At 71.0% G+C, this 25,290-nt stretch carries 26 protein-coding genes; 10 read left to right on the plus strand and 16 right to left on the minus strand.

From position 1 onward, the window contains the following. Positions 1-100: 100 nt before the first annotated feature. From ACIBI9_RS23310 to ACIBI9_RS23325, 4 genes are all read right to left on the minus strand, one after another. Positions 101-1,321, minus strand: a complete 1,221-nt coding sequence (locus ACIBI9_RS23310; protein ID WP_397224257.1) for a glycosyltransferase — start codon at positions 1,319-1,321, stop codon at positions 101-103. A 139-nt stretch (positions 1,322-1,460) separates the two neighbouring features. Beyond that, positions 1,461-1,721, minus strand: a complete 261-nt coding sequence (locus ACIBI9_RS23315) for a GlsB/YeaQ/YmgE family stress response membrane protein (RefSeq protein WP_397224258.1) — start codon at positions 1,719-1,721, stop codon at positions 1,461-1,463. Between the two features lie 38 nt (positions 1,722-1,759). Continuing rightward, complete coding sequence (locus tag ACIBI9_RS23320; RefSeq protein ID WP_397224259.1) at positions 1,760-2,680, minus strand: hypothetical protein; 921 nt, start codon at positions 2,678-2,680, stop codon at positions 1,760-1,762. A gap of 79 nt (positions 2,681-2,759) precedes the next feature. Next, entirely contained in the window at positions 2,760-3,224 is a 465-nt protein-coding gene (locus ACIBI9_RS23325) for a MarR family winged helix-turn-helix transcriptional regulator (protein ID WP_397224260.1), read from the minus strand. 120 nt (positions 3,225-3,344) lie between these two features. On the opposite strand from ACIBI9_RS23325, the gene ACIBI9_RS23330 reads away from it, so the two are divergent. Continuing rightward, positions 3,345-4,073, plus strand: coding sequence for a FadR/GntR family transcriptional regulator (locus ACIBI9_RS23330; RefSeq protein WP_397224261.1), 729 nt, complete (start codon positions 3,345-3,347; stop codon positions 4,071-4,073). Here the strand turns inward: ACIBI9_RS23330 and ACIBI9_RS23335 are convergent. Continuing rightward, entirely contained in the window at positions 4,046-5,353 is a 1,308-nt protein-coding gene (locus ACIBI9_RS23335; RefSeq protein ID WP_397224262.1) for an L-fuconate dehydratase, read from the minus strand. The genes ACIBI9_RS23330 and ACIBI9_RS23335 overlap by 28 nt on opposite strands. 146 nt (positions 5,354-5,499) lie before the next feature. Here ACIBI9_RS23335 and ACIBI9_RS23340 point away from each other — a divergent pair, with 146 nt between their 5' ends. Both ACIBI9_RS23340 and ACIBI9_RS23345 read left to right on the plus strand, forming a co-directional pair. Then, complete coding sequence (locus ACIBI9_RS23340) at positions 5,500-6,525, plus strand: zinc-binding dehydrogenase (RefSeq protein WP_397224263.1); 1,026 nt, start codon at positions 5,500-5,502, stop codon at positions 6,523-6,525. Further along, positions 6,522-7,283 (plus strand): SDR family oxidoreductase, encoded by a 762-nt coding sequence (locus tag ACIBI9_RS23345; protein WP_397224264.1) that lies wholly within the window; start codon positions 6,522-6,524, stop codon positions 7,281-7,283. Before ACIBI9_RS23340 ends, ACIBI9_RS23345 begins: the two co-directional genes overlap by 4 nt. Before the next feature lie 90 nt (positions 7,284-7,373). Here the strand turns inward: ACIBI9_RS23345 and ACIBI9_RS23350 are convergent, their stop codons facing one another. The 3 genes from ACIBI9_RS23350 to ACIBI9_RS23360 form a co-directional block, all read right to left on the minus strand. Continuing rightward, positions 7,374-8,270: a sugar phosphate isomerase/epimerase family protein gene (locus tag ACIBI9_RS23350; protein WP_394497940.1), complete on the minus strand. Its 897-nt coding sequence runs from the start codon at positions 8,268-8,270 to the stop codon at positions 7,374-7,376. Positions 8,271-8,281: 11 nt separating this feature from the next. Beyond that, positions 8,282-10,375 carry a PQQ-dependent sugar dehydrogenase gene (locus tag ACIBI9_RS23355; protein WP_397224265.1) on the minus strand — a complete coding sequence of 698 codons (2,094 nt, stop codon included), beginning with the start codon at positions 10,373-10,375 and terminating at the stop codon, positions 8,282-8,284. A 220-nt stretch (positions 10,376-10,595) separates the two neighbouring features. After that, positions 10,596-11,222: a TetR/AcrR family transcriptional regulator gene (locus ACIBI9_RS23360; RefSeq protein WP_397224266.1), complete on the minus strand. Its 627-nt coding sequence runs from the start codon at positions 11,220-11,222 to the stop codon at positions 10,596-10,598. A gap of 143 nt (positions 11,223-11,365) precedes the next feature. Between ACIBI9_RS23360 and ACIBI9_RS23365 the strand changes: the two genes are divergently transcribed. The 3 genes from ACIBI9_RS23365 to ACIBI9_RS23375 all read left to right on the plus strand — a co-directional run bounded on the left by ACIBI9_RS23365 (position 11,366) and on the right by ACIBI9_RS23375 (position 14,168). Next, positions 11,366-12,634, plus strand: a complete 1,269-nt coding sequence (locus tag ACIBI9_RS23365; protein WP_397224267.1) for a cryptochrome/photolyase family protein — start codon at positions 11,366-11,368, stop codon at positions 12,632-12,634. Between the two features lie 185 nt (positions 12,635-12,819). Continuing rightward, positions 12,820-13,653, plus strand: coding sequence for an SAM-dependent methyltransferase (locus tag ACIBI9_RS23370; RefSeq protein ID WP_397224268.1), 834 nt, complete (start codon positions 12,820-12,822; stop codon positions 13,651-13,653). A gap of 98 nt (positions 13,654-13,751) precedes the next feature. Then, a complete protein-coding gene (locus tag ACIBI9_RS23375; protein WP_397224725.1) occupies positions 13,752-14,168 on the plus strand; it encodes an ATP-binding protein in 417 nt (138 codons plus the stop codon). Positions 14,169-14,213: 45 nt separating this feature from the next. On the opposite strand, the gene egtE is transcribed toward ACIBI9_RS23375, so the two are convergent. From egtE to egtA, 5 genes are read right to left on the minus strand one after another with little or no spacing between them, the layout of a single operon-like run. Then, a complete protein-coding gene (gene egtE / locus ACIBI9_RS23380; RefSeq protein WP_397224269.1) occupies positions 14,214-15,401 on the minus strand; it encodes an ergothioneine biosynthesis PLP-dependent enzyme EgtE in 1,188 nt (395 codons plus the stop codon). Then, positions 15,398-16,378: an L-histidine N(alpha)-methyltransferase gene (gene egtD, locus ACIBI9_RS23385; protein WP_397224270.1), complete on the minus strand. Its 981-nt coding sequence runs from the start codon at positions 16,376-16,378 to the stop codon at positions 15,398-15,400. Before egtD ends, egtE begins: the two co-directional genes overlap by 4 nt. Positions 16,379-16,397: 19 nt before the next feature. Continuing rightward, positions 16,398-17,117, minus strand: a complete 720-nt coding sequence (egtC, locus tag ACIBI9_RS23390) for an ergothioneine biosynthesis protein EgtC (protein ID WP_397224271.1) — start codon at positions 17,115-17,117, stop codon at positions 16,398-16,400. Continuing rightward, on the minus strand, positions 17,118-18,410 hold the full coding sequence (gene egtB, locus ACIBI9_RS23395; RefSeq protein ID WP_397224272.1) for an ergothioneine biosynthesis protein EgtB: 1,293 nt from the start codon (positions 18,408-18,410) through the stop codon (positions 17,118-17,120). Further along, positions 18,407-19,693 carry an ergothioneine biosynthesis glutamate--cysteine ligase EgtA gene (gene egtA / locus ACIBI9_RS23400; RefSeq protein ID WP_397224273.1) on the minus strand — a complete coding sequence of 429 codons (1,287 nt, stop codon included), beginning with the start codon at positions 19,691-19,693 and terminating at the stop codon, positions 18,407-18,409. Before egtA ends, egtB begins: the two co-directional genes overlap by 4 nt. 105 nt (positions 19,694-19,798) lie before the next feature. On the opposite strand from egtA, the gene ACIBI9_RS23405 reads away from it, so the two are divergent. Continuing rightward, positions 19,799-20,050, plus strand: a complete 252-nt coding sequence (locus ACIBI9_RS23405) for an anti-sigma factor family protein (RefSeq protein ID WP_397224275.1) — start codon at positions 19,799-19,801, stop codon at positions 20,048-20,050. Between the two features lie 18 nt (positions 20,051-20,068). Here the strand turns inward: ACIBI9_RS23405 and ACIBI9_RS23410 are convergent, their stop codons facing one another. Then, positions 20,069-20,308 (minus strand): anti-sigma factor family protein, encoded by a 240-nt coding sequence (locus tag ACIBI9_RS23410; protein WP_397224276.1) that lies wholly within the window; start codon positions 20,306-20,308, stop codon positions 20,069-20,071. A gap of 79 nt (positions 20,309-20,387) precedes the next feature. Next, positions 20,388-21,026 (minus strand): RNA polymerase sigma factor, encoded by a 639-nt coding sequence (locus tag ACIBI9_RS23415; RefSeq protein ID WP_397224277.1) that lies wholly within the window; start codon positions 21,024-21,026, stop codon positions 20,388-20,390. Positions 21,027-21,582: 556 nt separating this feature from the next. Here ACIBI9_RS23415 and ACIBI9_RS23420 point away from each other — a divergent pair. The 3 genes from ACIBI9_RS23420 (at position 21,583) to ACIBI9_RS23430 (ending at position 23,678) form a co-directional block, all read left to right on the plus strand. Continuing rightward, positions 21,583-21,972, plus strand: a complete 390-nt coding sequence (locus tag ACIBI9_RS23420; RefSeq protein WP_397224278.1) for a hypothetical protein — start codon at positions 21,583-21,585, stop codon at positions 21,970-21,972. A 22-nt stretch (positions 21,973-21,994) separates the two neighbouring features. Further along, on the plus strand, positions 21,995-22,378 hold the full coding sequence (locus ACIBI9_RS23425) for a hypothetical protein (RefSeq protein ID WP_397224279.1): 384 nt from the start codon (positions 21,995-21,997) through the stop codon (positions 22,376-22,378). A 118-nt stretch (positions 22,379-22,496) separates the two neighbouring features. Continuing rightward, positions 22,497-23,678 (plus strand): hypothetical protein, encoded by a 1,182-nt coding sequence (locus tag ACIBI9_RS23430; protein ID WP_397224280.1) that lies wholly within the window; start codon positions 22,497-22,499, stop codon positions 23,676-23,678. Between the two features lie 134 nt (positions 23,679-23,812). Here ACIBI9_RS23430 and ACIBI9_RS23435 read toward each other — a convergent pair whose 3' ends face one another. Continuing rightward, the gene (locus ACIBI9_RS23435; RefSeq protein WP_397224727.1) at positions 23,813-25,120 is read right to left on the minus strand and encodes an RNA-guided endonuclease InsQ/TnpB family protein; all 1,308 of its coding nucleotides are present in this window, start codon (positions 25,118-25,120) and stop codon (positions 23,813-23,815) included. Positions 25,121-25,290 lie beyond the last annotated feature (170 nt).

Here is a 25,290-nt window from a genome sequence, read left to right on the forward strand (position 1 = left end):
CCTCCCCCCGCACTTCACACGTCGGTAAGACTCCTGGTCAGACCGCGGGAAATCGTAGGCCGCCCTTGTGACCAAGGACTGACCGAAATGTGATCGCGGCTCACCCTCGACGAGCTGCCACCAGTTCGGCGATCGACTCCAGGGCGTCGAAGCCCCTGATCTCCTCGCGCAGCTCCCGTGCGCGGGCGCGGTACGACGGCGTCGACAGGACGGTGTTCACGGCCGAACGGAGTGCGGCGTCGTCGGGTCGCGCCGTGCGCAGGTTGACGCCCGTACCGCTCCACTCGACCAGGGCGGCGATCAACGGCTTGTCCTCCGTGACGCCCCCGACGACGAGCGGGACACCGTGCCGCAGGGCGGTGTGCACCCCGCCGTAGCCACCGTTGGTGACCAGGACGTCGGCATGGGGCAGCAGCAGGTCGAAGGGGATGAAGTCGGCCACCCGGGCATTGTCGGGAACGGACCCCATGATGTTCCGTACGTCCTCGGCGCCGCCCGGCCGCGCGGTGGCGGCGACGACGAGGGCGTCGGAGTCGGCGAGGACGCGCAGCGTGGGGACGACCAGTTCCTCCAGGTCCACGTTGGCGAACGTCCCCTGCGTCGTCACCACCACCGGGCGGCCGTCCGACAGTTCCTTCCACCACGACGGCCGCTCGAAGGCCCCGGCAGGCGCCGACGGCACGGGGCCGACGAAACGGAAGGAGCTCGGGAGGTCGTCACGGGGGAACTCGAACCCGGGGACGGTCAGCTGCAGGTAGTGGTCGGGGACGGTGATCAGGCCGGTGAGCGCGAACTCGGGAAGGGTCACCCCCACCGACTCGAACAGCTTCTCCAGATGCTGCTGCGCGTCCACGTGGATCTCCGGGCCCCAGCCGGTCGCCGGGGGCGGCGGCGAGACGCCCACGCTGACGGTGATCGGGCGGGTGTCCGGCCCGGAGGCCAGGGAGAGCGGCAGGGCCCCGAGGAACAGGTTGTCGTGGATCACCGCGGTGGCCGGGATGTCGGCCAGCAGCCGCCGCAGCGCCTCGTACTGGGCCGGAATCGGGTCGCCGAAGATGTGCTTGACGTCGAAGCCGAGCTGGACCGGGCCGGGAGGGAGCTGGCTCCGCTCGGGGAACTCCAGGTCCATCCGCCGGTCGTCGTAGTCGGCCCCCTCGGGGAGCGCCGTGAAGTACGCGCCGACGGCCTCCGTACGCTCCTTGAACCTCGTGCCGGTGAGGAAGGTCACCTCGTGACCGCGCCTCACCAGGTCGGCGGCGATGGCGAGGAGGGGAGCCACGTGCCCGTGGGCGGGCGTGGCGGCAATAATGATCTTGGACATTGACGTCTCCGTTGTCAGAGCGTGTGAAACAAGCGGTGATCGTACGGTCACCTTGTGCATAACTAGTGATCAGACCCCAGCACATGCGAAACGGCCGTCACCGGAGTCCGATGCTCCGGCGACGGCCGCGTCCGTTGCCTCAGGACCTGCTTTTCTTGCCCAGCATGCTCGTGGCGGCCGCCACGCAGACGACGGCCAGGACGAGCTGCACGACGATCACCAGCCAGGTCTTTTCGCTGAAGCCCAAGACGTAGGCGATCCCGGTGCCGACACCGGCGGCCACGATGCCCGCGGCGATGGTGGCGAACCAGCCGATGTCCTGGCGTCCGGGCAGGAGCAGCCGACCGAGGCCGCCGACGACGGCCCCGCCGATCACGGCGCCGAGCAGGATAGTGAGCATTCCATTCTCCTTGTGTGAGTTCTTCCGACGGGCCGGGGCTAGCTGCCGCCGTCCTGCTGGGCGAGGTCGCCGCAGGTGAAGCCCGCTCTGCGCTCGGGATCGAGCTGGATCTGGCTGAGGTTGGTGGTCTCCATGGGCCTGCGGAAGGTCTCGAGCTTGTCGCAGTCGTAAAGGACGTACGTGCCGTCGCTCTCGCCGAGCAGCATCATCCAGCGGCCGTCGTAGAGCGGCTTGTCGTCCTCGGCGCTCTTCACCACCGTCCACTGGTCCTGGAAGCCGACCGCGTTCAGCAGCTCGCTGGCCTGGCCGGTCTCCTGGACGTCGATCGCGCCCTCGATCAGGCTCAGGATGAGCAGGAACCCCAGGCCGACGCCGGTCAGGCCGCCGACGATCACCTTCGTCCCGGCGCGCCCGACGGGCTTGCGGCGCAGCAGCCGGAACGGGACCAGGAAGGCCAGCGCGCCCAGCCCCACCGCGACGACGACCATGACGAACAGGTCCAGCGTGCCGAAGAGGCGGAAGACGCCCCAGTACGTCGCCCCGCACCACAGCGCCGCGACCGTGGCGGCGATCCAGGGCCGCTTCCTGACCCCCTGGTAGAGCCTGTGCGCCGCGCCGCCGGTCAGCTTGTCGATCAGCCATGCCAGGCCGGCGATGACGCCGAGCAGCGGGATGGCGATCAGCAGGAGCAGGACCAGGGTGCTCGTCAGCCGGCCGAGCAGGACCGACTGGTCGACGCCCACCTGCTGCGGGTTGACGCCGAAGACGGCGTACATCTGCTCGACGCCGATGTAGAGGACCGCGTAGAGCGCCACCGTGATCGGCACGACGACGGATCCGATGCGTTCGAGCAGCGCCATGACGCCGCCCCCGTCCTCCTGCTCCTGCTCCGTGGTGACGGCGCTCTCCGGAGCTTCTGGAGGGTACGGGTGCTCCGGCGATATCCGATGACTCGACATGGCCCACGACCGTAGGACCCGCCCGCATGCGGAACGTTGACGGCGCGTATATGCGTCATCGGGACGAGCCCCGGCTGGCCTAGTGCGCGCCGCCCGGCTCGGTGAGGTGATCGAGGAGGACCTGGCTGATGTCCTCCAGCTGCCGGAGCTGCTCCGGGGTGAGCAGGTCGATCAGGTGCTCGCGCACGCTGGCCACGTGGCGGGGAGCCGTGGCCCGCAGGGCCGCCAGGCCGTCGTCGGTCAGGACCGCGAGCCAGCCGCGCCGGTCGTCCACGCAGTGCTCCCTGCGCACCCATCCCTTCTCTTCGAGCTTGTTGACCGCGTGGGAGATGCGGCTGGGCTTGGAGCTGGTCCAGTGCGCCAGCTCGCTCATGCGCATGGTCCGCTCAGGCGCCTCGGAGAGCAGGACCAGCAGCTCGTAGTAGGTCGGCGGCATGCCGGCCCCGGCCAGCAGGTCGCGCTCCAGGCGGTCGGTCAGCAGGCGGCTGGCCAGCCCGAAGGCCCGCCAGGCGCGCTGTTCGTCGTCGTTGAGCCATCGCGTCACGAAGCCATCGTACTCAATATTTGCGTACTGAAATAAGCTCAGGACGTCTTCGCGGGAGGCGCCGAGCATCGGACCCGCGTGACTCCGGTGCGCGGCGTGACCGGGTCCTAAACTGGTCGGATGACTACCCGCGAGCCGCGCGCATCGCAGTCCGACATCGTGGTCGAGGGCGTCAAGCGCATGATCATCAGTGGCGCCCTCACGGCGGGATCCCGCCTGCCCGTGGAGAAGGACCTGGCCGCGCAGCTCGGCGTGTCCCGCAGCTCGCTCCGCGAAGGGGTGCGCGCCCTGGTCATCACCGGCGTGCTGGAGACCCGGCAGGGCGACGGCACCTACGTGACCGCGCTCGACCCCGAAATCCTGCTGAGCCCGATCGGGTTCCTGGTGGACCTCCACCGCCCCGAGAACGTCGCCGACCTGCAGGCCGTGCGGCGCGTGCTGGAGACGGAGGCCGTGGGGCGCGCCGCGATGCGCGTCACCGAGGAGGAGCTCGACCAGGCCGAGCAGATCCTGGCGTCCATGGAGGTGCTGCTCCAGGCCGAGCAGGTCGACCACGAGGCGGTCATGAACGCCGACATCATGTTCCACCGCCTCATCGCCGCGGCCTCGCACAACACGACGCTGGAGGCGCTGATCGAGGCGCTGGCCAGCCGTACCGTGCGGGCCCGCCTGTGGCGGGCCATCAACGCGGAGGGGGCCGAGTTCGACACGCACAAGGAGCATCGGGCGATCCTCGACGCGCTCAAGAAGCGCGACCCTGACGCGGCCCGGCTACGGATGGGGGTGCACCTGCTCGGGGTGGAGCAGTTCCTGTCGGCGCATCAGGACTCCGTGGCCCTGGCCCAGTAGCCGCCGTCCGGGAAGGTGTACGTCTTGAGCGTGGCGTCGTACATCTGGGCGCTGTAACCGGGCTGGGTCGGCAGCACGTACGCGCCGTTCTTGACGACGCACGGGTCGACGAAGTGCTCGTGCAGGTGGTCGACGTACTCCGTCACCCGGCCTTCGAGCGAGCCCGACACGGCGACGTAGTCGAAGATCGACAGGTGCTGGACCAGCTCGCAGAGGCCGACGCCGCCCGCGTGCGGGCACACCGGCACGCCGAACTTCCTGGCCATCAGATAGACCGCGAGGATCTCGTTCACGCCGGCGAGCCTGGCGGAGTCGAGCTGGCAGTAGTCGATGGCCTGGGCCTGGAACATCTGCTTGAACAGCACCCGGTTCATCCCGTGCTCGCCGGTGGCCACGCCGATGGGCGCGACGGCCGAGCGGATGGCGGCGTGGCCGAGGATGTCGTCGGGGCTGGTGGGCTCCTCGATCCACAGCGGCCTGAACTCCGCGAGCGCGCGTACCCACTCGATCGCCTGCGGCACGTCCCACACCTGGTTGGCGTCGATCATCAGGTTGGCGTCCTCGCCGATCACCTCGCGGGCGATGCGCAGCCGGCGGACGTCGTCGTCGAGGTCGGCGCCGACCTTCAGCTTCACGTGCTTGTACCCGGCGTCGACGGCCTCCTGGCACAGGCGCCGCAGCTTCTCGTCGGAGTAGCCGAGCCAGCCCGCGCTGGTCGTGTAGCAGGGGTAGCCGGTCTCGGCCAGCTCGGCGACGCGGTCGGCGCGGGTCGGCTCCAGCTCCTTCAGCAGCGCCACCGCCTCGTCGCGGGTGAGCACGTCCGACAGGTACGACAGGTCGGCGACGTCTGCCAGCTCCTCGGGGGTCATGTCGACCAGGAGCCGCCAGAGCGGCTTGCCGGCGACGCGGGCGGCCAGGTCCCACACGGCGTTCATGACCGCGGCCAGGGCGAGGTGCTCGACGCCCTTCTCCGGCCCCAGCCAGCGTAGTTGCGAGTCGGACTTGAGGTGGCGGTAGACGCCGCCCAGGTCCCGTACCACGTCCTCCACCGCCATGCCGACCAGGGGGAGGCCGCGCTGCTCGGCGGCGAGCACGCAGATGTCGTTGCCCCTGCCGATCGTGAACGTGAAGCCGAACCCGGACAGGTCCGGGTCGTCGGTCCTGATCACGACGTAGGCGGCCGAGTAGTCGCCGTCCTTGTTCATCGCGTCGGAGCCGTCCTGGCTCAGCGACGTCGGGAAGCGGACGTCGTAGACGTCGACGCCGGTGATTGCGGTCATTCACCTCTCCTGCGGAGCTCGAGTCGATCGCCAGCCCACGATACATCTGATGACTGGCTACCATAAACCGCCATTTCTGGGATAATTCCGTAAGCTCGGCCAGCTTTCATCTGATGTTTTGAGCCAGAACGATCGGAGTCCGAACGGTGCTAACCGCCAACTACCTGGGGGAACGGAAGATCGGCGTCCGTGAGGCGGATCCGTCTCCCCCGAAGTCCGGCCAGGTGCAGATCCAGGTCGCCTACACCGGCATCTGTGGCACGGACCTGCACATCCTCCACGGACACATGGACGCCAGGGTGCGACCGCCCGCCGTCGTCGGCCACGAGATGAGCGGGGTCATCGCCGGCGTGGGCGACGGGGTGACCGGGTGGGCCCCCGGCGACCACGTCACCGTCATGCCCCTGGACTGGGACGGCACCTGCCCCGCCTGCCGCGCGGGCAACCAGCACATCTGCCAGAACCTCACCTTCGTCGGCATCGACTCCCCCGGCGCTCTCCAGGGCCTGTGGAACGTCGACGCCGATCTCCTCGTCCGCCTGCCCGAGTCCCTCCGCCTGGACCACGCGGCGCTGGTGGAGCCCGTGGCGGTGGCCGTTCACGACGTACGGCGCTCCGAGCTCGGCCCGGGCGACCGCGTGGTGGTCGTCGGCGGCGGCCCCATCGGCGTGCTCATCGCCGCGGTCGCCCGGCACGAGGGCGCCGAGGTGGTGCTCGTGGAGATCGACCCGCTGCGCAGGCAGGCCGCCGCGGCCATGGGGTTCGGCGTGCTCGACCCCTCGGCCACCGACCAGGTCGCCTGGGTCGAGGAGTGGACCCAGGGAGCCGGCGCGGACGTGGCGTTCGAGGTGTCCGGCGCGGCGGCGGCGGTCCTGGGCATGACGGACCTGGTGAAGGTGCGCGGCACCGTCGTCGTGGTGGCCATCCATCCGCAGCCGCGGCCGGTCGACCTGCAGCGCGTCTTCTGGCGCGAGCTGCGGCTGCTGGGCGCGCGCGTCTACCAGCGCGCCGACTTCGAGCGCGCCGTCGAGCTCCTCGCCACGGGGGTGATCCCGGCCGGCGAGCTGATCACCGCGATCGTGCCGATCACCGAGACGGCGAACGCGTTCGCGGCCCTGGAGTCGGGCCGCGCCATGAAGATCCTCGTCGACGTCTCAGGGGGTGCGGCGTGAGCCTGGAGTTGTTCGACCTGACGGGCAGCACGGCGGTCGTGACGGGTGCGCGCCGCGGCATCGGCCTGGCCATCGCCGAGTCGCTGGCCCGGGCGGGCGCCGACATCATCGGCGTCAGCGCGGCCATGGAGCCGTCAGGCAGCGAGGCGGCGCGCCGCGTGGAAGCGGCGGGCCGGACCTTCACGCCGCTCCAGGCCGACTTCTCCGACCGGTCGGCCGTCACCGAGCTGGCCGCGCACCTCGAAGGGCTCGGCGTCGACATCCTGGTGAACAACGCGGGCACCATCGAACGCGAGCCGGCCGCCCAGCACTCCGGCGAGATCTGGGACCGGGTCATCGAGACCAACCTCAACAGCCAGTTCGTGCTCAGCCAGGCCGTCGGCCGGTCGATGATCGAGCGGGGCCGCGGAAAGATCATCTTCATCGCGTCGCTGCTGAGCTTCCAGGGCGGCATCAACGTGCCCGGTTACACCGCCTCCAAGTCGGCGATCGCGGGGCTGACGAAGGCGCTGGCCAACGAGTGGATGGCGAAGGGCGTGAACGTCAACGCCATCGCGCCCGGCTACATCGCCACGGACAACACGCGGGCGCTCCAGGACGACCCTGACCGCAGCCGGTCCATCCTGGAACGCATCCCGGCCGGCCGCTGGGGCACGGCCGGCGACCTCGGCGGCGCCGCGGTCTTCCTGGCGAGCCGCGCCTCCGACTACGTCTCCGGCGTGGTGCTCCCCGTGGACGGCGGCTGGCTCGCCCGCTGACCGTCACCCCGACCGGCCGGTGGACGGCGGCCGGCTCGCCCGCTGACCGCCGGTCGCCGAGCCCGGCCCTGAGCCGGGCTCGGCGGGTGGTCAGAACCTGAGCTTGCGCAGGTAGCGGTAGCCGACCTCCGCGGTCTGCCGGGGAGTCACGTCGGGGGTGTCGTTCTCCACGATGTACTCCTTCACCTGGTGCTTGTCGAAGATCCGCCGGAAGTCGATGGTCCCGGTGCCGAGGTCGGCCATGTCGCCGTCCAGGTGCCGGTCCTTGACGTGGAACTGCAGCACGCGCTGCGGCGCCCTGCGGATGACGTCGAGGGCGAAGCGCACCGGGTCGGCGGCGCCGCGCCCGACGCCGCCGGTGACCGCCCAGTAGATGTCGATCTCCAGGTGGACCAGGCGGGGATCGAGCTCGGAGGTGAGCACGTCCCAGGGGGTCTTCCCGCCACCGAGGTCGGTCGTGAACTCGTGGGCGTGGTTGTGGTAGCCGTAGCGCAGACCCGCCGAGCGGGCGGCCTGCGCCTCGACGTTCATGCGCTCGGCCCACGCCTTCCACTCGTCCAGACTGGTGGAGTTCAGGTAGGGGACGACCATGAAGGACTGGCCGAGGGTCAGCGCGTTGTCGATCTTCGTGTCCAGGGCGGCCTGGTCGGCGGTGAGGCCGTCGTGGCTGGAGCTGGCGCGGATGCCGAGCCCGTCGAGGAACGCGCGGAGCTGCTTGGCCGTGCGGCCGAAATAGCCGAGCGCGACCTCGATCTTCGGGTAGCCGGTCTCGGCCAGGTAGGCGAGGGTGGCGTCGTAGTTCTTGGCGAGGTCGTCGCGTACCGTCCAGAGCTGGATGCTGATCTGGTCCCGGGGGATGCGGTTCCTGCCGGGGTGGTGCGAGGTGGCCGCGGCGGCGGCCGGGGAGGCGGCGGCGACGGCGGCCGCCCCGAGTCCGAGGCCCGCGGCGAGCAGCGAGCGCCTGCTGGGGCCGTATCCGTAGCACATGGGGGGTTCTCCTAACGGGTGGGCTGGAGGATGACCTCGTCGCTGCCGGTCAGCGGGGGCAGGTCCGCGCCGCCGGGGTCGGTGTAGGTCGCGACGAAGACGCCGGTGAGGTGGTCGGTTTCCGGGTCGTGCCCGCTCGGCACGGTGGTCTGGATGGTGCCCGTGCAGCCGCGGGCCGTGGTCTGCGGGTGGCCGTGCTCGTCGTGGCCGAGGATGTAGTCCACGGTCACGTTGGCGCAGTCCACCGGCTGGTCGTCAGTCACCCGCACCTCGAACTCGACGGTGTCGCCGAACGTGAACGTCTGCCCCTCGGCGGGCCGGACCAGCTCGACGACCGGCGTGGCGTTGCCCACCACGATCCGTACCGACGTCGCCGCCGACCTGCCGGCGTCGTCGCTGACGCGCAGCGTGGCGTTGTAGAGGCCGTTCTGCCGGTACGTGTACGACGCCTGCGGGCTGCGGGAGTCGACCCGGCCGTCGGCGTCGAAGTCCCAGGCGTAGCGGATCCGGTCCCCGTCGGGATCGGTCGTGCCGGCGCTGGTGAAGTCGACGGTGAGCGGCGCGTGGCCGGCGGTCACCGACGCGGCGGCGGCCGGGACGGGAGTGTGGTTGCCGGTGCCGCCGATGTAGTCGAAGCGCGAGAGCTGGGCGTCCGGGTTCTCCTGGAAGTAGCCGTCGCCGTACTCCAGCACGTAGAGCGCGCCGTCGGGGCCGAACTCCATGTCCATCGGGTTGTCGAACACGAGCGACGGCAGCACGTCCTCGATCCGCCCGTCACGGTGGAAGGCCTTGACGTAGTCGCGGGTCCACTCGTAGAAGAGCGGGACGCCGTCGTAGTACCTGGGCCAGGCCACGGCGGTGCGGCCGTGCGCGGCGCGCGGGTCGTAGTCGTACGCCGGCCCGGCCATCGGGCCGATGCCGCCGGTGCCCAGCTGGGGGAACTCCTGCGAGGGCCCGTACGAGTACCACACGTCCGGCTGGACCACGGGCGGCAGCCTGCGCAGGCCGGTGTTGTGCGGCGACTCGTTGACGGGTGCGGCGCAGGCGAACCCGTTGCCGGACGCGCCGGTCGCGAAGTCGTAGTCGACGTACGGGAGCCGCGCCGTCGCGCAGTACGGCCAGCCGTAGTTGCCCGCCTTGCGGATCTTCGTCCACTTGCCGTTCCCCGCCGGACCCCGCTGGGGATCGGCCTCCCTCGCGTCGGGCGAGTAGTCGGCGACGTAGAGGTCACCGTTGGACCGGTTGACCTCGATGCGGAACGGGTTGCGCAGGCCCATCGCGTAGATCTCCGGCCGGGCGCTCGGGGTCCCCGGCGGGAAGAGGTTGCCGCGCGGGACCGTGTAGGACCCGTCCGGGCGGACCTTGATGCGCAGGATCTTGCCGCGCAGGTCGTTGGTGTTGCCGGCGCTGCGCTGGGCGTCGAACGCCGGGTTCCGGTCGGACCGCTCGTCGAGCGGGGCGTAGCCGTCGGAGAAGAACGGGTTCGTGTCGTCGCCGGTCGACAGGTAGAGGTTGCCGGCGGCGTCGAAGACGATGTCCCCGCCGACGTGGCAGCAGATGCCTCGGTCCACGGGCACGTCGAGGATGCGCTGCTCGGTGCGCAGGTCGATGGTGGCGCCGGTGAAGCGGAACCGGGACAGCCGGATCAGCCCCTTGAACGGCGCGAAGTCCGCCGGCGTGCCGGTGAACGGGGCGTCGCCCTCGTTGACGTCCGGCGTGGCCGGGTCGTCGATCGGGGTGTCGAGAGGCGGCGAGTAGTAGAGGTAGACCCAGTCGTCCTTCTTGGAGCCCGTGCCGAAACCGGGCCCGAGGGCGATGCTCTGCAGCCCCTCCTCGTCGTGCCGGTAGACGTCGAGCCGGGCGGCCAGCGTGTTGAGGCCGGTCTTCGGGTCGTGTAACCAGACCTCGCCCGGCCGGGTGGTGTGCAGGACCCTCGAATCCGGTAACACCGCCAGGTCCATCGGCTCGCCCGGATTGTCGTTGAGCGTCACCTTCTGGAAGTCGCTGTCGGGCGGCGGCGCCGCGGCGCTCCCGGAGGCGTGGGCGGCGGCGGGCAGGAGGATCGCCGCAGCAGACATGGCCGCGATCGCGGTTCTCACTCTCATTGCCTCTCCCTTCGGTCTACTCGGGGGGATAAGAGAGGGCAAATCACCGTGAATGTAACCCGAGTTACGCCGATAGAGGAGGGGGTAATCGCGGATGATCGAGCGACTTTCGCCTTCTGCTCGGACTAAGTGGCCTCCATCGGCGACGGGCGGGCCGTCGCGCTGGGCGGGGCACGCCCGGCTACCCGCTCGCCTGGCAGGCCGATCGCGGCGCCCGGGGTCAGCTCAGCAGCTCGCGGACCAGCGCCTCGCTCCACCAGCGCTCGACCCGGTCGGGTGACCAGCCGCGCTCGGCCGTGAGCGTGGTGTAGACGTCGATGCTGCACATACCCGCATAGACGTCCACGGCCGCCGGCACGTCCAGGCCCTGGCGGAGCGCGCCGGCGGGCCAGGAGGAGAACACCGCCGTGCGGGTCTCGTCGGCTCGCCTGCGGCCGTCGCGGTAGACCGTCGCCAGCTCGGGCTCGACGCGGCCGGCTTCGCGCAGCAGGGCGATGACGTCACCGGCGCGCTCGTACAGGCGGCGGTCGAAGCCGGCCATCGCGGCCAGCTGCCGCGCGGGATCCGTCCCGGGGGCCTCCAGCTCCGCGAGCTGCTGGGACGGGTCGGCCGACAGGTCGGCGGCGTCGGCCAGGGCCCGGGTCAGGCCGGTCTTGTTGCCGTACACGGAATAGACCGTCGGCACGGAGACCCCCGCCTCGCGGGCCACGTCGCGTACGGTCGTCGCCGCCCAGCCACGCTCGACGAAGAGCCGCCGCGCGGCTCGGGCGATCTCCGCCCGCGTCTCCAGCGCCTGCGTCGTACGGCGCAACGAGTCGTAACGGCGCGGCCCCACCTCTGCCTCCATGACTTGCACCCTAAGGCTGCCGCCCGCAGGAGCCGTCTCCGCCCTGTGGACGTCCGAACGTAGCAGTCCACCTGGAGCTCCTGGCCGGTCTCCCCCGGCGCTCCAGCGAGCCCGGCGAACGGCGTCCGGCTCAGACTGTCCCCATGCCCACGGCGATCGTGCTGTTCAACAGGGACCTGCGCGTCCACGACCACCCCGCCCTCGTCGCCGCCTGCGAGCGGGCCGAGCGGGTGGTGCCGCTGTTCGTGCTGGATCCGGCCGTACCGGAGGGCAATCGGCACGGTTTCCTCCTGGAGTGCCTGGCCGATCTGCGGGCCGCGCTCCGCGCCCGCGAGGGCGACCTGGTCGTACGGCAGGGCGACGTCGTCCGCGAGACGATGAAGCTGGCCGCCGAGGTGGGCGCGACGACGATCTGCGCCGGTGCGGACGTCAGCTCGCTCGCCAGGCGGCGCGAGGAGCGCTTCGCCCGGGAGCGGATCGAGTACCTGTGCTTCCCCGGCGTCACCGTCGTGCCCCCGGACGCGCTGCGGCCCTCGGGCGGCGGTGACCACTACCGGGTCTTCACCCCCTACTGGCGCGCCTGGACCCGCCACCCCCGGCGCCCGGTGCTGCCGCCGCCGCGCGCGGTGCGGACGCCCTCCGGCCTGGCCGCCGGGCGGCTGCCCCGGCCCCAGCCGCCCGGGGCGATGACCGGCGGCGAGTCGGCGGCCCGCGAGCGCGCCGACCGCTGGCTGCGGCAGGGGCTGGACGGCTATGCCGGCGGGCACGACGACCTGGCGGGCGACCGTACCTCGCGGCTCAGCCCGTACCTCCGCTTCGGCTGCCTGTCGCCGCTGGAGCTGGCCTGCCGGGCCGAGCGCAGCGAGGCCTTCGTCCGCCAGCTCTGCTGGCGGGACTTCCACCACCAGGTGACGTACGCGTTCCCGCGCATCAACCGCGAGAACTACCGCCACCCCGAACGGCGCTGGCGGCACGACCAGGACGCGCTGCAGGCGTGGCAGGCGGGGATGACCGGGCTGCCCATCGTGGACGCCGGAATGCGGCAGTTGCTCGCCGAGGGCTGGATGCACAACCGGGCCCGTCTGATCACGGCCGCCTATCTCGTCAAGCATCTCGGCCTCGACTGGCGGGACGGCGTACGGCACTTCTTCGAGCACTTGCTCGACGGCGATGTGGCCGACAATTCGGGCAACTGGCAATGGGTCGCGGGCACCGGGAACGACACCCGCCCCAATCGCACCTTCAATCCCCTGCGTCAGGCCAAGCGCTATGACCCCTCGGGCGACTACGTCCGGCGCTATGTGCCCGAACTCGCCGGCGTGCCGACCCCGTACGTCCACGAGCCCTGGCGGCTGTCCTCGCCGCCCGCCGGCTACCCGCCGCGGCTTGACAGTGCCGATGACCAGGCATGACTCGCGAATGATCTATTGCGCCGGCCGTGACACGAAGATTCCGGTAACAAACATTTCCCGAAATAACCGGTCTATCGTATTGTCATTGACTGGAATTGTTGGAACATATGGTCAGAGTCATCGAGTGAAGTCCAAAGATCGCTTACCGCAAAAAGGTCAGCGGCGAGGGGAAAGGGGCAACGCTCATGCACCAACGTGCTGTCCGAAACCTGGCCAGGCTCGACACGACGCAAGCCAGAATCACTCGGATATTCGACGCTGCCGCAGGTGGGAAGGACAACTTCCTGGCGGACAAAGACGTGGTGCGCCATTTTGATCAAGTTACACCTGCCCTCACGACCGCGGCCCGCGCCGTTCTGCAATTCCTGTCCCGGGTGGTGGCTCACCTGGCGGCCGAAGGCGTGGACCAATTCATGATCGTGGGCAGCGGCGTCCCCAGCGGCCTCTCGGCCGGGAACCGGTTACACGACATAGCCCGCCGCGCCTCGCCCGGCTCCGCCGTACGCGTCGTGTACGTCGAGAACAACCCGATGGTGGTGGCCACCGCCCAGGCGACCATCGAGCCCTTCACCGACCTGGTCCGCGTGGTGGACGGCGACGTACGGGAGATCGACGAGATGCTCCAGGACCACGTGGTCCAGACGTTCATCGACTGGGAACGGCCCCTGGCCGTGCTCCTGCTGTCGTCGCACAGCCTCGACGACGACGAGTACGCCCACTACGTCGTCAAGCGGCTCCAGCACACGGCGCCCAAGGGCAGCTTCCTCGGTCTGCTGCACACCACGTTCGACGCCGTCCCGCCGGAGCTGCTGCCCGCCATCCGCGACATGGTCGCCATGACGCTGCCCCGCCTCGCGATCCGCTCCCGGGAAGAGGTCGCGGCCCTGCTCGACGGCCTCGACCTGGTGGAGCCCGGGCTGGTGTGGGTGCCGGAATGGCATCCCGGCGGGCGTGACCTGGCCTGCGCCGACGAGCCGAGCGCGTCGGGCAACTACGGCGCCGTCGCCCGCATCCCCTGACGGTCTCTCCGGCCCGGAATCGTAACAAAATCGCATTCACATAAGTGAAGGCGAGAGCTTATCGTGGAGTTGGGAGCGCTCCCAATCTGAGAGACGTGATGCGTATGTCCCCCCGCCCCAGCTCCTTGTCCGCCGCTCCGGTTCGCGCGGTCGCGTTCCTGCTGCCGTCGGTGCCGGCCGGTGTCGGTGAGGCGCGCTCCCTGGTCAGGACGGAACTGACCGGCTGGGGCCTCGAAAGGCTGATCGACGACTGCGTGCTCATCGTCAGCGAACTGGTGACCAACGCCGTCCGGTACGGCGGCTCGGCGTACGCGTTACGCCTGGAGGACCGTGCGGACCGGTTGTACGGGGAGGTCTTCGATCCGGGCGAGGGCGAGCCCCACCCATGCTCTCCCGACGCCGACGCGCTCTCGGGACGCGGGCTGCAGATCGTCTCGGCGATCGCCGACGACTGGGGAGTGACCGCGGCGGACGGCGGCAAGGTCGTCTGGTTCTCGGTCCTGAGCGCCGTCTGACCCCCGTCTGACCGCGGTGGCGGGCTGTGCGGGCGGGCCGCGGTGTCAGCGGGCGAGGACACGGGCCAGGGCCTGCAGGGTCTCCAGGGGCGTGCCGGGCGGCGGGGAGACGCGGAGCACGGGCTCGCGCAGGTCCAGCGGCGCGCGGGCGGTCGGTACGACGTTGACCAGCAGCGACGCCTCGGCGGCCCGGACGGCGGCGCTCTGCGCGCTGTCTCCCTGGGGTGGCCGCAGCGTGACCAGGGCGGACGGCTCGTCGAGCGGCTCGACCGCCCGCCACCCGCCGGCCCCGTCGAGCACGCCGCGCGCCGTACGACCGAGGTCGGCCAGGTGCGCGTGGACCGCGAACGGCCCGAGCTCCTGATGCTCCAGCACGGCCGCCCCGAGCCCGGCCCGCGCCGCGACCGCCGCCTCCGAGCTCTCGAACCGCACCGCCCCGGGCAACGGCACCGGGCCGTCACCTTCAGCGCTCCACTGGTGGCCGCCGAGGGTGGGGACCGCGGCGTCCATGGCCGGCGTCAGCCCGGGGACGATCAGGAAGCCGACCCCGCGCGGCCCGGCCAGCCACTTGCGCGAGGTCCCCACGTACGCGCTCGCCCCCGCCCCCCGTACCTCGACCTGCCCGAGTGACTGGCAGACGTCGAGCACGAGCGGCACCCCCGCCGCGCGGCACAGCGCGCCGATCTCCTCGGCGGGCTGCACGACGCCGCGATGGGAGGCCACGTGGGAGACGATCACCAGGTCGAGCCCGGCCGCCAGAAGGCCCCGCAGCCCTTCGAGGTCGAGGCGGGCGTCGCCGTCCACCGGGAGCTCGACCGGCTGCCAGCCCCGCTGGGCGGCCAGGCGGTGCAGCAGCATCAGCGTGCTGCCGTACTCGGTGCGCGCGTGGCCGACGCGGCTGCCCGGCGGGAGCCGCCACCCGCCCAGGAGGGCCGCCATCGCCGCCGTCCCGCTCTCCAGGAACGCCACGTCCTGCGGACCGGCCCCGACCAACCCGGCCAGGGCCGATCTGGCCGGGGTCAGGTCAGGGACGGCCGCGTAGCCGCCGCGCTCCCGTTCGAGCCGCAGCTGCGCAGCGACCGCGTCGAGCACCCGGTCGCTGGGCACGTTGCAACCGGCCGCGTCGAGATGGCCAGGCGGCACGACGCTGCGCGCCGCCCGCCACAGCTCACCGGCCCGCACCGCCCACCCGGCCCCGGCGGGCGGCGCCACCTGCCCCGTTCCGGGGATCATGCCTCCGCCAGGATCAGGGTGAAGTCACCGTCCGGGTCGGTGTAACCGCGGCGGACGAGGAAGCTCGCCGCGGCCAGCTCAGCCCGCAGCCCCTCCGGCCGGAACTTCGCGCTGATCTCGGTACGCATCTCCTCCCCCGCGGCGAAGTCCACCTCCAGCCCGAGCTGCGCGACCCGCACCCGCAGGTCCCTGGCGGCCCGCAGCCGCATCTCGATCCATTCGTGCCGCTCGTCGTAGAACGCCACATGCTCGAACGCCTCCGGCTCGAAGTCGGCCCGCAGCTCCCGGTTGATCACGTGGAGGACGTTGCGGTTGAAGGCGGCCGTCACTCCGGCCGCGTCGTCGTAGGCGGCCACCAGCCGCTCGGTGTCCTTCACCAGATCGGCCCCGAGCAGGAACGTGTCCCCCCGCCGGAGCGTGGCCCGCACCTCCTTCAGGAACACCCCGCGGGCGACGGGTTCGAGGTTGCCTATCGTGCCACCGAGGAAGGCCACCATCCGCCGCCCGGTACGCGGCAGCAGCCCCAGGTGGCGCTCGAAGTCCGCGCACACCGCCCGCACGTCGAGCCCGGGGAAGCGCCCGGCGACCCGGCGCGCCGCCGCCTCGAGGGTGACGGCGTCCACGTCCACCGGCGTGTACGCGCGCAAGGTGCCCGCCGCGGAGAGCGCCTCCAGCAGCAACTCGGTCTTCTCGCTGGTGCCCGACCCCAGCTCGACCAGCGTGTCCGCGCGGGAGGCGGCGGCCAGATCCGCGGCACGGCCCCGCAGGATCGCCAGCTCGCGCCGGGTCGGGTAGTACTCGGGCAGCCGGGTGATGCGGGAGAACAGCTCGCTGCCCGCCGTGTCATAGAACCACTTGGGCGGCAGCCACTTGGGCGAGGACGTCAGACCCATCCTGACGTCACGTTCGAGCGCCTGCCGCAGGTAGTCACGGTCGAGATGGTTGATCACATGCACGGACGACTGGCTGACGGCCATGAGGCCTCCTATGGTGAGATCACAACGGCTGCACGGCAACGCGGTCAGGGGTGACGGTCAGCAGGCTGCGCTCGGGAACGGCCTGCCAGCCCGGCAGGTCGTCGAGCGGCTCGCTGGCCACGCGCACGCCGTCGTGGCTTCGGTGGTGGAAGAGCGTGTCGCCCCAGACGGTCGCGGCGATCGACGTGCCGTCGCAGGCGAGCAGGTTGAGGCGGGCGCCGGGGTCCTTCTTCCCGGCGTGGACGACGACTTCGGCCAGCGCATCGCCCAGCCCCAGCCCGGCGCGCCCGCGCAGGAACACGGCGGTCGCCAGCCAGGCGGCGTCGCACGCGCTCTCCGCGCGACCGGCCAGGTCGTCGGCGAGGTCGCGCAGCGCGTCCTTGCTGACGCGCCCGTTGTGGCTGAGCAACCACCCCTTGTCGGTGAACGGCGCGGTGGCGCTCTCCTCGATCGGCATGCCCGCGGTGGCCGAGCGCACGGCCGCGAGCAGGCAGGTGGAGCGGGCGATCTGGGCGAGCGCGGGCAGGTTGGCGTCGGACCAGATGGGCACGGTACGGCGGTAGCGCACGGGCTCGGGACGCGTGGAGTCGTACCAGCCCATGCCGTAGCCGTCGGCGTTGATCATGCCGTTGCGCTGGTGCCGGGGCGCGTACGACTGCTTGAACAGGCCGTGCTCGGGTTCGTGGATGAGCCAGGTGAGCGGGCGGGGATCGCCCAGCCAGGCCGCGTGCCTGCACACCTAGACCAGCTCCGAACGCGCGCAGCGGAACCCGGTGAAGATCTGCCGCCGGATCGGGTAGTCCCAGTTCCTGAACGTGGTGCGCACCGCCGCCGGGTCGGCCGCCCAGGAGCCGCCGCGCAGCACCCGGTACTCCTGGCCGAAGAACACCTCGCTGTACTCCTTGTAGGGGAACGCGCGGAAGCCCGGGTACGGCTGGAACCAGGAGCCGGTCCACTCCCACACGTCCCCGACCATCTGCTCGGCCCCGTACGCGCTGGCCCCGGCCGGGTAGGCGCCCAGCGGCGCGGGGCGGGCGGCGCGGTGGCCGAGGTTCGCCCTGGTCGGATCGGGGCTCTCCTCGCCCCACGGGTAGCGGCGGGCGCGGCGGGCCTCCGGGTCCCAGCCGCAGGCCTTCTCCCACTCGGCCTCGGTGGGCAGCCGCTTGCCGGCCCAGCGGGCGTAGGCGTCGGCTTCGTACCAGCTCACGTGCTGGACGGGCTCGTCCATCGGGAGCGGCTCGGTCCGGCCGAAGCGCCTGCGCCACCAGGCGTCGCCGTCCCTGACCCAGAACAGGGGGGCGACCACCCCGCTGCGCTGCCGCCACTGCCAGCCCTCGGCGGACCACCAGCGCGGGTCGTCGTAGCCGCCCGCCTCGATGAACGCCGCGTACGCGCGGTTGCCGACGGGGAGCCGGTCGATCCAATACCCGGGCAGGTCCACCTGGTGGGCGGGGCGTTCGTTGTCGTAGGCCCAGGGCAGCGTGGCGGTGCCCATCATGAAGGGGCCCGCGGGGACGTACACCTCTTGCGGGCCGCCGCTGCGGCCCTGCGGCAGGTCGCCCTCGCGCACCAGGCCGGGCTGCCCGGACAGCTGCAGGGTGGCGAGCATGGTCTCGTCGTGCTGGTGCTCGTGCTGGATCACCAGGCCGAACACGAAGCCGTCGCGATGCAGCGGGTCGGGGCCCTCCAGGTCGATCGCGTCGAGGACGTCGAGCACGCGCCCGCGTACGCCCTCGATGTAGCGGCGGGCCTCGGCCGGGCCCAGGAGGGGCAGGGTGGGGCGGTCCTTGCGCGGATGTTTGAACGCGTCGTAGATGTCGTCGATCTCGGGGCGGACGGGCTCGATGCCGGCGGCCGCGCGCAGCACCCAGAGCTCCTCGTAGTTGCCGACGTGCGCGAGGTCCCACACCAGCGGCGACATCAGCGGGGAGTGCTGACGCACCAGCAGGTCGTCGTCCGCCTCGGTGTAGGCGAGCGACCGGTCGCGCACGGCGAGGAGCTCGGCCGCGATGCGTTCCTTGGAGTCGTTCATTGCCGTCCTTCCCCGTTCAGCCAGGCCGGGACGCGCCGCCCCGGCACCGGATCCATCAGGTCGGCCGCCGGTGAGCGGCCCGGTGTCACGTGCCGGTCGGCGAACGCGGCCACCGCGCCGACCAGGCCGGGGTCCGCGCCGAGGCGGGGCAGCGCCTCCAGCGCGGCGCGGAAGCACGCCTCGGCGGCCCGGCCCAGGCGCGGCTCGCTCAGCCCGCACCGCGCCGCGTCCCTCCACAACTCCCGGTACGGCGTCCGGCCGGGCCCCAGGTACGGCTCCACGGCGGCCAGCGCGGCGTCGGCGGCCCGGTCGTCGGTGACGAGGGCGTGGGTCACGGCCACGCACACCGGCCAGGCCGCCGGGTGCTGGGCGTCGAGGTAGCGGATCTCCAGCCAGCCCCTGGGCCGCACCGGGGGGAAGACCGTCGTGGCGTGATAGGCCAGGTCGTCGGCCGTGGGGCGGCGCTCGCCGGCGCCGTTCAGCCAGTCGCGGAACGTCGAGCCGTCGCGCACCGGTCGACATCGCTCCCCGTCCTCGCGCACCAGCATGAGCCGGGCGTCCAGCAGGTAGTCGGCCCAGTCGGCGGCGGGGTCGGCGGCGGGGTCGGCGGCGGGGTCGCCCGAGGCGGGCACGGGCGCGGTCCGGGTGCGGTCGAGACGGTCCCAGACGGCCTGGCGGCCCGACATCCAGCCGCACGGCCGGCCGCCGCTGAGCGGCGAGTTGGCGAAGGCCGCCATCAGCACGGGGCCGAGCGCGTGCGCCCGCTCCCAGCGGGCCTGCGGCCGTTCGCCCAGGTCCAGGTTGACCTGGACGGAGGCGGTCGAGCACATCATCAGCGCCCCGTACGGCTCGCCCAAGAACTCGGCCATGGCGTCGTAGCGGGGCAGGCGGAGCTGGCGGCGGGCCGGGCGCACCGGGTCGAGGCCCACCCCGGCCAGCACCAGCCCCGCCGGGCGCAGGGCGGTGCGCACGGCGGAGACGTCGGCGGCCAGGCGGTCCAGCGCGTCCCGCAGCGAGGCCGCGGGACCGGACAGCTCCAGCTGCCCGCCCGGCTCGAACGTCACCTTGCTGCCGCCCGGCAGCGCCGGGACGGCCCGCTCGACCTCGGCCATCGGGACCTGCGCGGCCGCCGCCGCACGGTCGAATACCAGGAACTCCAGCTCGACGCCCACCCGCTCCTCGGCGTCCGGACCCCGCGCGGCCGGCTGGAAGCAGCGGCGCGCGAAATCCGCCACCTCGGAGGCGTCCCGCAGCGGCGTGCTCTCGGACGTCAGCCCGATCATCGTCGTCCCCTTCGCGTGGCGCACAGGTCTACAGACCCGCGAGCCGCGCGAACGTTACAGGCGAATTTTCGTGTAACGGATGGGGCGTGACCGGCACTAGGTCACATGGAGAGGGCAGCAGACGACCTCGGGTGCGACGACGTGCTGGAGCTGCTCACCGACTATCTGGAGGAGGCGCTCCCGGCGGGCCGACGGCGGCTGGTCGCGGACCATCTGGGCGCCTGCCCGGCGTGTTCGGGGTGGCTGGCGCAGATTTTGGCGACGATCGCGGCGCTCGGCTACCTGCGTGACGACGTCATGCCGGCGCCGGTGCTCGCCGCGCTGCGGGCGAGCTTCCGCACCGGCCCCGGCTCATGACGCCGATCATGACGCGGCTCATAACCGGCGGCGCTCGCGGAAGGCGGACATGAGCCGGTCGCGCACGTCGGCGGGCAGCTTCTCCGGATATGGGTCGCCGAGGGCGTCGATGGTCGCCTGGAACTGCTCGAAGTAGCGCTCGCACCCCTCGCAGCAGGCCAGGTGCGCCTGCACGCCGTCGCGGGCGGGCCGGTCGAGGGCGCCCTCAAGGTAGGCGGTGATGAGTCCCGCCAGCTCGTCGCAGGTGAACCGCTTCACGACGTCGACCGCCCTTGCCTCTGGATATGAACCGTTTCACTTATTGTCGCCGCTTCGCCGCCCAGGAGAAGCCCGCCGGCTACTCCGGCTGCTTCACGGACTCGAAATAGTCCGCCAGCCAGCCGCGCACGGCCGTGCGGGCGCGATGCAGCAGCACCCGCTGGTTGGCCTCGGAGATCTCCAGGATCTCGCACACCTCCTCGGACGTGCACCCTTCCACGTCCCGCAGAGTGATCACGATCCGCTGCCGGGGAGGCAGCCTCGCCAGCCCCTCGGCGATCATGCCGCGCACCTCCGAGGCGAGCGCCTCGCTCTCCGGCGTCGGCCAGACCGCGGGGAGCTCCTTCCAGCCGCCCGGCAGCACCGCGTCGAAGCCCTGGTCCGCCACCGAGACGCCGTCATGCTCGAAGGAGCTCCACGGCAGTGTGCGGCTCTCGCGGGCGCCGCGCTTCTTCGCGGTGTTGATCAGGATGCGGTAGACCCACGTCTTGACCGACGAGCGGCTCTCGAACGCGTCGATCCCGCCGATCACCGCCAGCCACGTGTCCTGGACGACCTCCTCCGCGGAGTGGTCGGTGGACACGTAGGACCTGGCCACCCGCAACATGCCGCCGGACCAGGTGTCGAGCAGCGCCGCGAACATCGCCTCGTCCCCGGCGCGCAGGGCCGTGACGACGACGTCATCCGGGGGCAGCTCACCGCCCGCGAAAGACCCCACGATCGCTTCCCTCCGCTCGAACGCTGAGACACATCCATGGCGTCGGGACCGATCGCCGGCCCTAGCCCGGGACATACCGCCCCACGCTAATCCTTCCCACTGACGTTCTTCCGTCTCGGCGAACGGCCACAAGATGCGTATTTTTCGGATAAACAGGTCAGAAGCTTCCCAAAGGTGCAGTTCATGACGTTGCGGCGCCCACGATCCGTTCTCTCAGGACCAGACCCCCAAGGTTCCGGACATCCTCGGCGCCACGTCCTGGTGGGGGTCCGTTATCGGGGCGATAGTCGCGTCATGTCTGATATTTCCGCCAACCCCGGTGCCCGCCTCGTCGTCCAGGGGGCGTGGACATCCTGATGCCGGCCTGAGCGTACGGCTCCGGCGGCCGCACCCGCGGCTGCCGGAGGAGGCATGACGCCCACGATGGGCCACGGGTTCACTTGCGGTTGATCAAAAAAGCTTGAGCGTCGCCTTCCGGGGTGGCTCGCATCGCAATCCCCCTCACGGAATTACTTTCCGTCATGGCATACATCTGTCTGTAACCGAGGGGGACTTCATGCTCCGTCGTATCCTGGCGGGCGGGCTCGCTCTGACCGCCACCGGTCTCGTCCTGGCCACCGGCCCTGCCGTGTACGCCGACGACCTCAAGGCCCCGTACGCGCGGGCCGGGGCGGTCGTCGACGCGGACGGCAGGCTCAACCTGGGCAAGAACATCGTCGCGACCTGGCGGGCGGCCACCGGCAAGTACTGCGTGCAGGTCACCCACGACGTCGACGTGACCGAGGCGGTCATCCAGATCACTGCGCGCCACGCGCTGCGACTGCCGCACATCGCCTACAGGAACCCCTCGGCGACCTGCCACCGGGACAACACCATCACGGTCAACGTCTTCAACCCCCACACAGCGCGGCTCGCCGACTCCGGTTTCGACCTCTCCATCTCCTGATCTGGCCCGAAGGGACAACCCAATGAAGAACATCAGGCGCATAGCCGCAGGGGTGCTCGCCGCAGCCGCCGTCCTCACACCGGTCGCCGCCCACGCGGACACGCCGTACGCCCAGGCGTCGGCCGAGGTGGACATGGACGGCTCCCTGATCGAGGGCAGCCACGTGACCGACGTCTGGCACCCGTACAGAGGCGTCTACTGCGTGGCCGTCGACGAGAGCGTCGACCTCACCGGCCCGGTGGCGATCCACGCCACGCCCATCGGCGAGTACTCCACTCCGCGCTCGCTGTCCGTCGAGCTCAACCCGTCGGCGTGCGGCAAGCAGCGACTGGACACCATCGCCGTCTACAGCCAGGTCGGCTTCAGGGTGCGGGCCGACTCGGCGTTCTACCTGACCGTCTCCTGACGCCGCCAGGGCCGCGCGCGGTGAACGCGATGCGCGCGGCCTTGCCGCCACCGGTCGCCCGGTTTTGAGTAAGGGCTACTCATGCGCCCAGAACGCCCCCGTTCCTACCGTCGGCCCTATGAGATCACTGACCTCCGTTCTGGCCGGCCTTGTCACCGCGGCCACGGCGCTGGCAGCGCCACAGGCGGCGCACGCGGCGAGCCTTCCCCCTGTCCACGACGAATGCGTGACGAGCGTCAAGACGCTCCCCTCGGTCATCGGCAACATCTGGCGCAAATGGGGCGCCGAGCGCAGCCCCCTGGGCTGTCCGCTCAAGCGTGAGCTGGTCCAGCGCAAGCGGGAGGAGAGCGGCGGCGTCGACGGGGTGACGGAGCAGGTCACCTTCCAGTTCGGCGTGGTCGTCCAGGCCCCGCGCCTCGGGCCCGGCGGCTGGGTCGCCCTCTACCAAGGCACCTCGGTGAAGCTGAACGACAGCATGTACCTGGCGTGGGGCGGCGCGGACCGGGTCCCTGACTCCAAGGTCACGGTGGGGTGGTGGACCGACGACCTCGCGCGTGAGCCGTACCGCGAGCTCGCCGGAAGCAAGTTCGCGAAGAACGAGAACGCCTGGAGCTGGATCAACCTGCACAACAACCTCCAGAAGGGCAGGAAGTACAGCGTCCAGCTGAAGACGTCCGGCACGTGCGTGACGACCGGCACGCCCGGTTACTGCTACCTCGCGCCCGCGATCTCGATCTCGGCCCAGCAACCTCGGGAGTGCAAGAGCGTTCCCATCGGCAAGGTCGGCGAGTACTGGCGCAACGAGATGGAGCGCAGCACGTCCGTGCTGGGCTGCCCGGTCGGCGTGACCGGGATCGGCCTCCCCGGCTATCCGGCGGGCACGTCCAGGCAGCACTTCGAGTACGGCGCGCTGACCTACCGGCCCGACGCGGACGGCGCGGGGTCGATGGTGGTCGGGGCCTGGTGGGAGAGACGGACGAACGCCAAGAACCCGGGGCTGCTGGTGAAGTGGGAGTCGAGCCTGCGCCTGTACGACGTCTGGCAGATCGAGTGCACCGCCAACCACAACGCGGCCGAGCGGTGCAGCCGCGAGGACGACGAGTCCGGTCTCGACCCGACCGCGTCGATCGTCAGCATCGTCGGCGACCGGAAGGCCCAGAAGGGGCACTCCTATCTCAGCTACACCTTCCAGGCGCAAGGGTGCCGTCGGGGTTCCCTGGCCTCCTCGAAGTGCAGCGGCTGGGGCCCGCCCATCACGCTGCGCTGGCCAAAGGCGGCCAACCCGGCGCCCGGGGACTGAGCCTCCCCCCGGGAGCGCCGTCAGCCGTCGATCCGCAGCACCCGCATGTGGACGGCCAGCAGCCGGTAGTAGCCGACCAGCGTGATCAGCCCTTGAAGTGCTCTCCTCCGTAAGTGAACGGAGGAGATTCCCTCCTACCTTGCGGTGGCGGGCTTGACGCGGCGAGCGCGCCTGACGACTGCCCTCCCGGCAGCCGGGACGAGCGCAAGGCCCATCCGATACAGATGCAAGATGTTGCGGGCGGCGTTGTGGTCGGCATTGCCGAACCAGCCGCAGCCCGGGTTCTTGCACACGAACACGGCCTGGCTCTCCCGGCTGCCCGGGGTGGTGAACCCACAGGCCGAGCAGCGCAGGGAGGTGCCCGCAGCGGCAACCTTGTGCAGCGCACCGCCATAGCGTGCGGCCTTGTACGTCAGCATCGTCACGGTGCGGCCCCAGGCCTCCTGGCTGATGGAGCGGTTCAGGCCGGTCTTTTGCGCGACGTTCGTCCCCGGGTTCTCGACGGTGCCCTTGGCGCTCTTGGTCATGTTCGTGATGGGCAGGTCTTCCACCACGATGACGCCGTAGGTGCGGGCGATCTCGGTGGTGGTCTGGTGCTGCCAGTCGATCGCCCGGCGCTTGGCTCTTGCACGCAGGCTTGCGATCTGGTCGTAGGTGGCCCGCAGCCGGCGCGAGGTGCGCTCGCCCGGCTTGCGCAAGCTCTTGCGGTGGGCCGCCCGCCGCTCCCAAGCGAGCAGCGTGGCCTGCTCCCGTTCGGTCAGCCAGGCGTTCGGCTTGTCCTTGGTGGCCTTCCATCTCTCGTGGGTGTGATGGTTGCCATCCGATAGGGCCAGCGGCACGGCCACTCCGGCGTCGATGCCGATGTCCGGCCCCTGGTGGGGCTCGGGCTTGGGGGCGATGGTCTGGATGCGGAAGGCGATGTGCCAGCCGAGCGCGTCCTTGACCAGCCGGGCACCGGTGATCCGGTTGCCGGCATCGGCTTTCTTGCCGACGGGCAGGTCCTTGGTCCAGCGGAACCGGACCCGGCCGACCTTGGCAATATTGACCATGCCCCAGCGCCGGTGCGTCCGCGTGACGTGCAGGTCCCGGCCCTGCGGAATGTCCACCGCCATCACCGATCGCAAGCGGCCCTTGAAGGCCGGCGCCTCGGCCCGGCCCTGCCAGCAGTTCTTCCACGCCTGCAAGTACGTCTTGAGGACGGCCTGCGCGGCCTGGGCGGGCAGCACGGCGAGCCAACCGATGTCCTGGCGGGCCTGGCGAATCGCCGCATCCGCCGCGGCCAGGGACCTGCGGCACGTCGGCAGCATCGTCCACCACGCATGCAACAGATTCCACAGCGCCCGGCCCGCATGCGCCTGATCGTCGATAAGGCGAACCTGGGCGGGTGTCAGCGCCAGCCGGGCGCGGTGCCCGAACCGCCGCTTGTCCAGGCCCGGGTCCAGGCCAGGATTATCGGCCGGGTCCTGGACCGGGGTCGCGGCGGGCTGCGGTTGTGCCGCCGGCGGCAGGTCCTGCTGGTTGGTGGAGCGGCGGATCGCGATGACGCACCTCCTGTCACACGGTCATCACCCACCGCAAATATTACCTAGCGTCACCAAAGTTTTCCATAGTG

The sequence above is a fragment of the Nonomuraea sp. NPDC050451 genome (assembly GCF_044458585.1).

Bases quoted from the DNA above. Each gene is read 5' to 3' on its own strand.
- ACIBI9_RS23320 (WP_397224259.1), bottom strand. From the start codon at position 2,680: ATGTCGAGTCATCGGATATCGCCGGAGCACCCGTACCCTCCAGAAGCT.
- ACIBI9_RS23330 (WP_397224261.1), top strand. From the start codon at position 3,345: ATGACTACCCGCGAGCCGCGCGCATCGCAGTCCGACATCGTGGTCGAG.
- egtE (WP_397224269.1), bottom strand. From the start codon at position 15,401: ATGATCCCCGGAACGGGGCAGGTGGCGCCGCCCGCCGGGGCCGGGTGG.
- ACIBI9_RS23350 (WP_394497940.1), bottom strand. From the start codon at position 8,270: ATGTGCTACGGATACGGCCCCAGCAGGCGCTCGCTGCTCGCCGCGGGC.
- ACIBI9_RS23310 (WP_397224257.1), bottom strand. From the start codon at position 1,321: ATGTCCAAGATCATTATTGCCGCCACGCCCGCCCACGGGCACGTGGCT.
- egtB (WP_397224272.1), bottom strand. From the start codon at position 18,410: ATGAACGACTCCAAGGAACGCATCGCGGCCGAGCTCCTCGCCGTGCGC.
- ACIBI9_RS23335 (WP_397224262.1), bottom strand. From the start codon at position 5,353: ATGACCGCAATCACCGGCGTCGACGTCTACGACGTCCGCTTCCCGACG.
- egtD (WP_397224270.1), bottom strand. From the start codon at position 16,378: ATGGCCGTCAGCCAGTCGTCCGTGCATGTGATCAACCATCTCGACCGT.
- ACIBI9_RS23405 (WP_397224275.1), top strand. From the start codon at position 19,799: ATGGAGAGGGCAGCAGACGACCTCGGGTGCGACGACGTGCTGGAGCTG.
- ACIBI9_RS23420 (WP_397224278.1), top strand. From the start codon at position 21,583: ATGCTCCGTCGTATCCTGGCGGGCGGGCTCGCTCTGACCGCCACCGGT.
- ACIBI9_RS23315 (WP_397224258.1), bottom strand. From the start codon at position 1,721: ATGCTCACTATCCTGCTCGGCGCCGTGATCGGCGGGGCCGTCGTCGGC.
- ACIBI9_RS23430 (WP_397224280.1), top strand. From the start codon at position 22,497: ATGAGATCACTGACCTCCGTTCTGGCCGGCCTTGTCACCGCGGCCACG.
- ACIBI9_RS23365 (WP_397224267.1), top strand. From the start codon at position 11,366: ATGCCCACGGCGATCGTGCTGTTCAACAGGGACCTGCGCGTCCACGAC.
- ACIBI9_RS23375 (WP_397224725.1), top strand. From the start codon at position 13,752: ATGCGTATGTCCCCCCGCCCCAGCTCCTTGTCCGCCGCTCCGGTTCGC.
- ACIBI9_RS23360 (WP_397224266.1), bottom strand. From the start codon at position 11,222: ATGGAGGCAGAGGTGGGGCCGCGCCGTTACGACTCGTTGCGCCGTACG.
- ACIBI9_RS23355 (WP_397224265.1), bottom strand. From the start codon at position 10,375: ATGAGAGTGAGAACCGCGATCGCGGCCATGTCTGCTGCGGCGATCCTC.
- ACIBI9_RS23370 (WP_397224268.1), top strand. From the start codon at position 12,820: ATGCACCAACGTGCTGTCCGAAACCTGGCCAGGCTCGACACGACGCAA.
- egtA (WP_397224273.1), bottom strand. From the start codon at position 19,693: ATGATCGGGCTGACGTCCGAGAGCACGCCGCTGCGGGACGCCTCCGAG.
- ACIBI9_RS23425 (WP_397224279.1), top strand. From the start codon at position 21,995: ATGAAGAACATCAGGCGCATAGCCGCAGGGGTGCTCGCCGCAGCCGCC.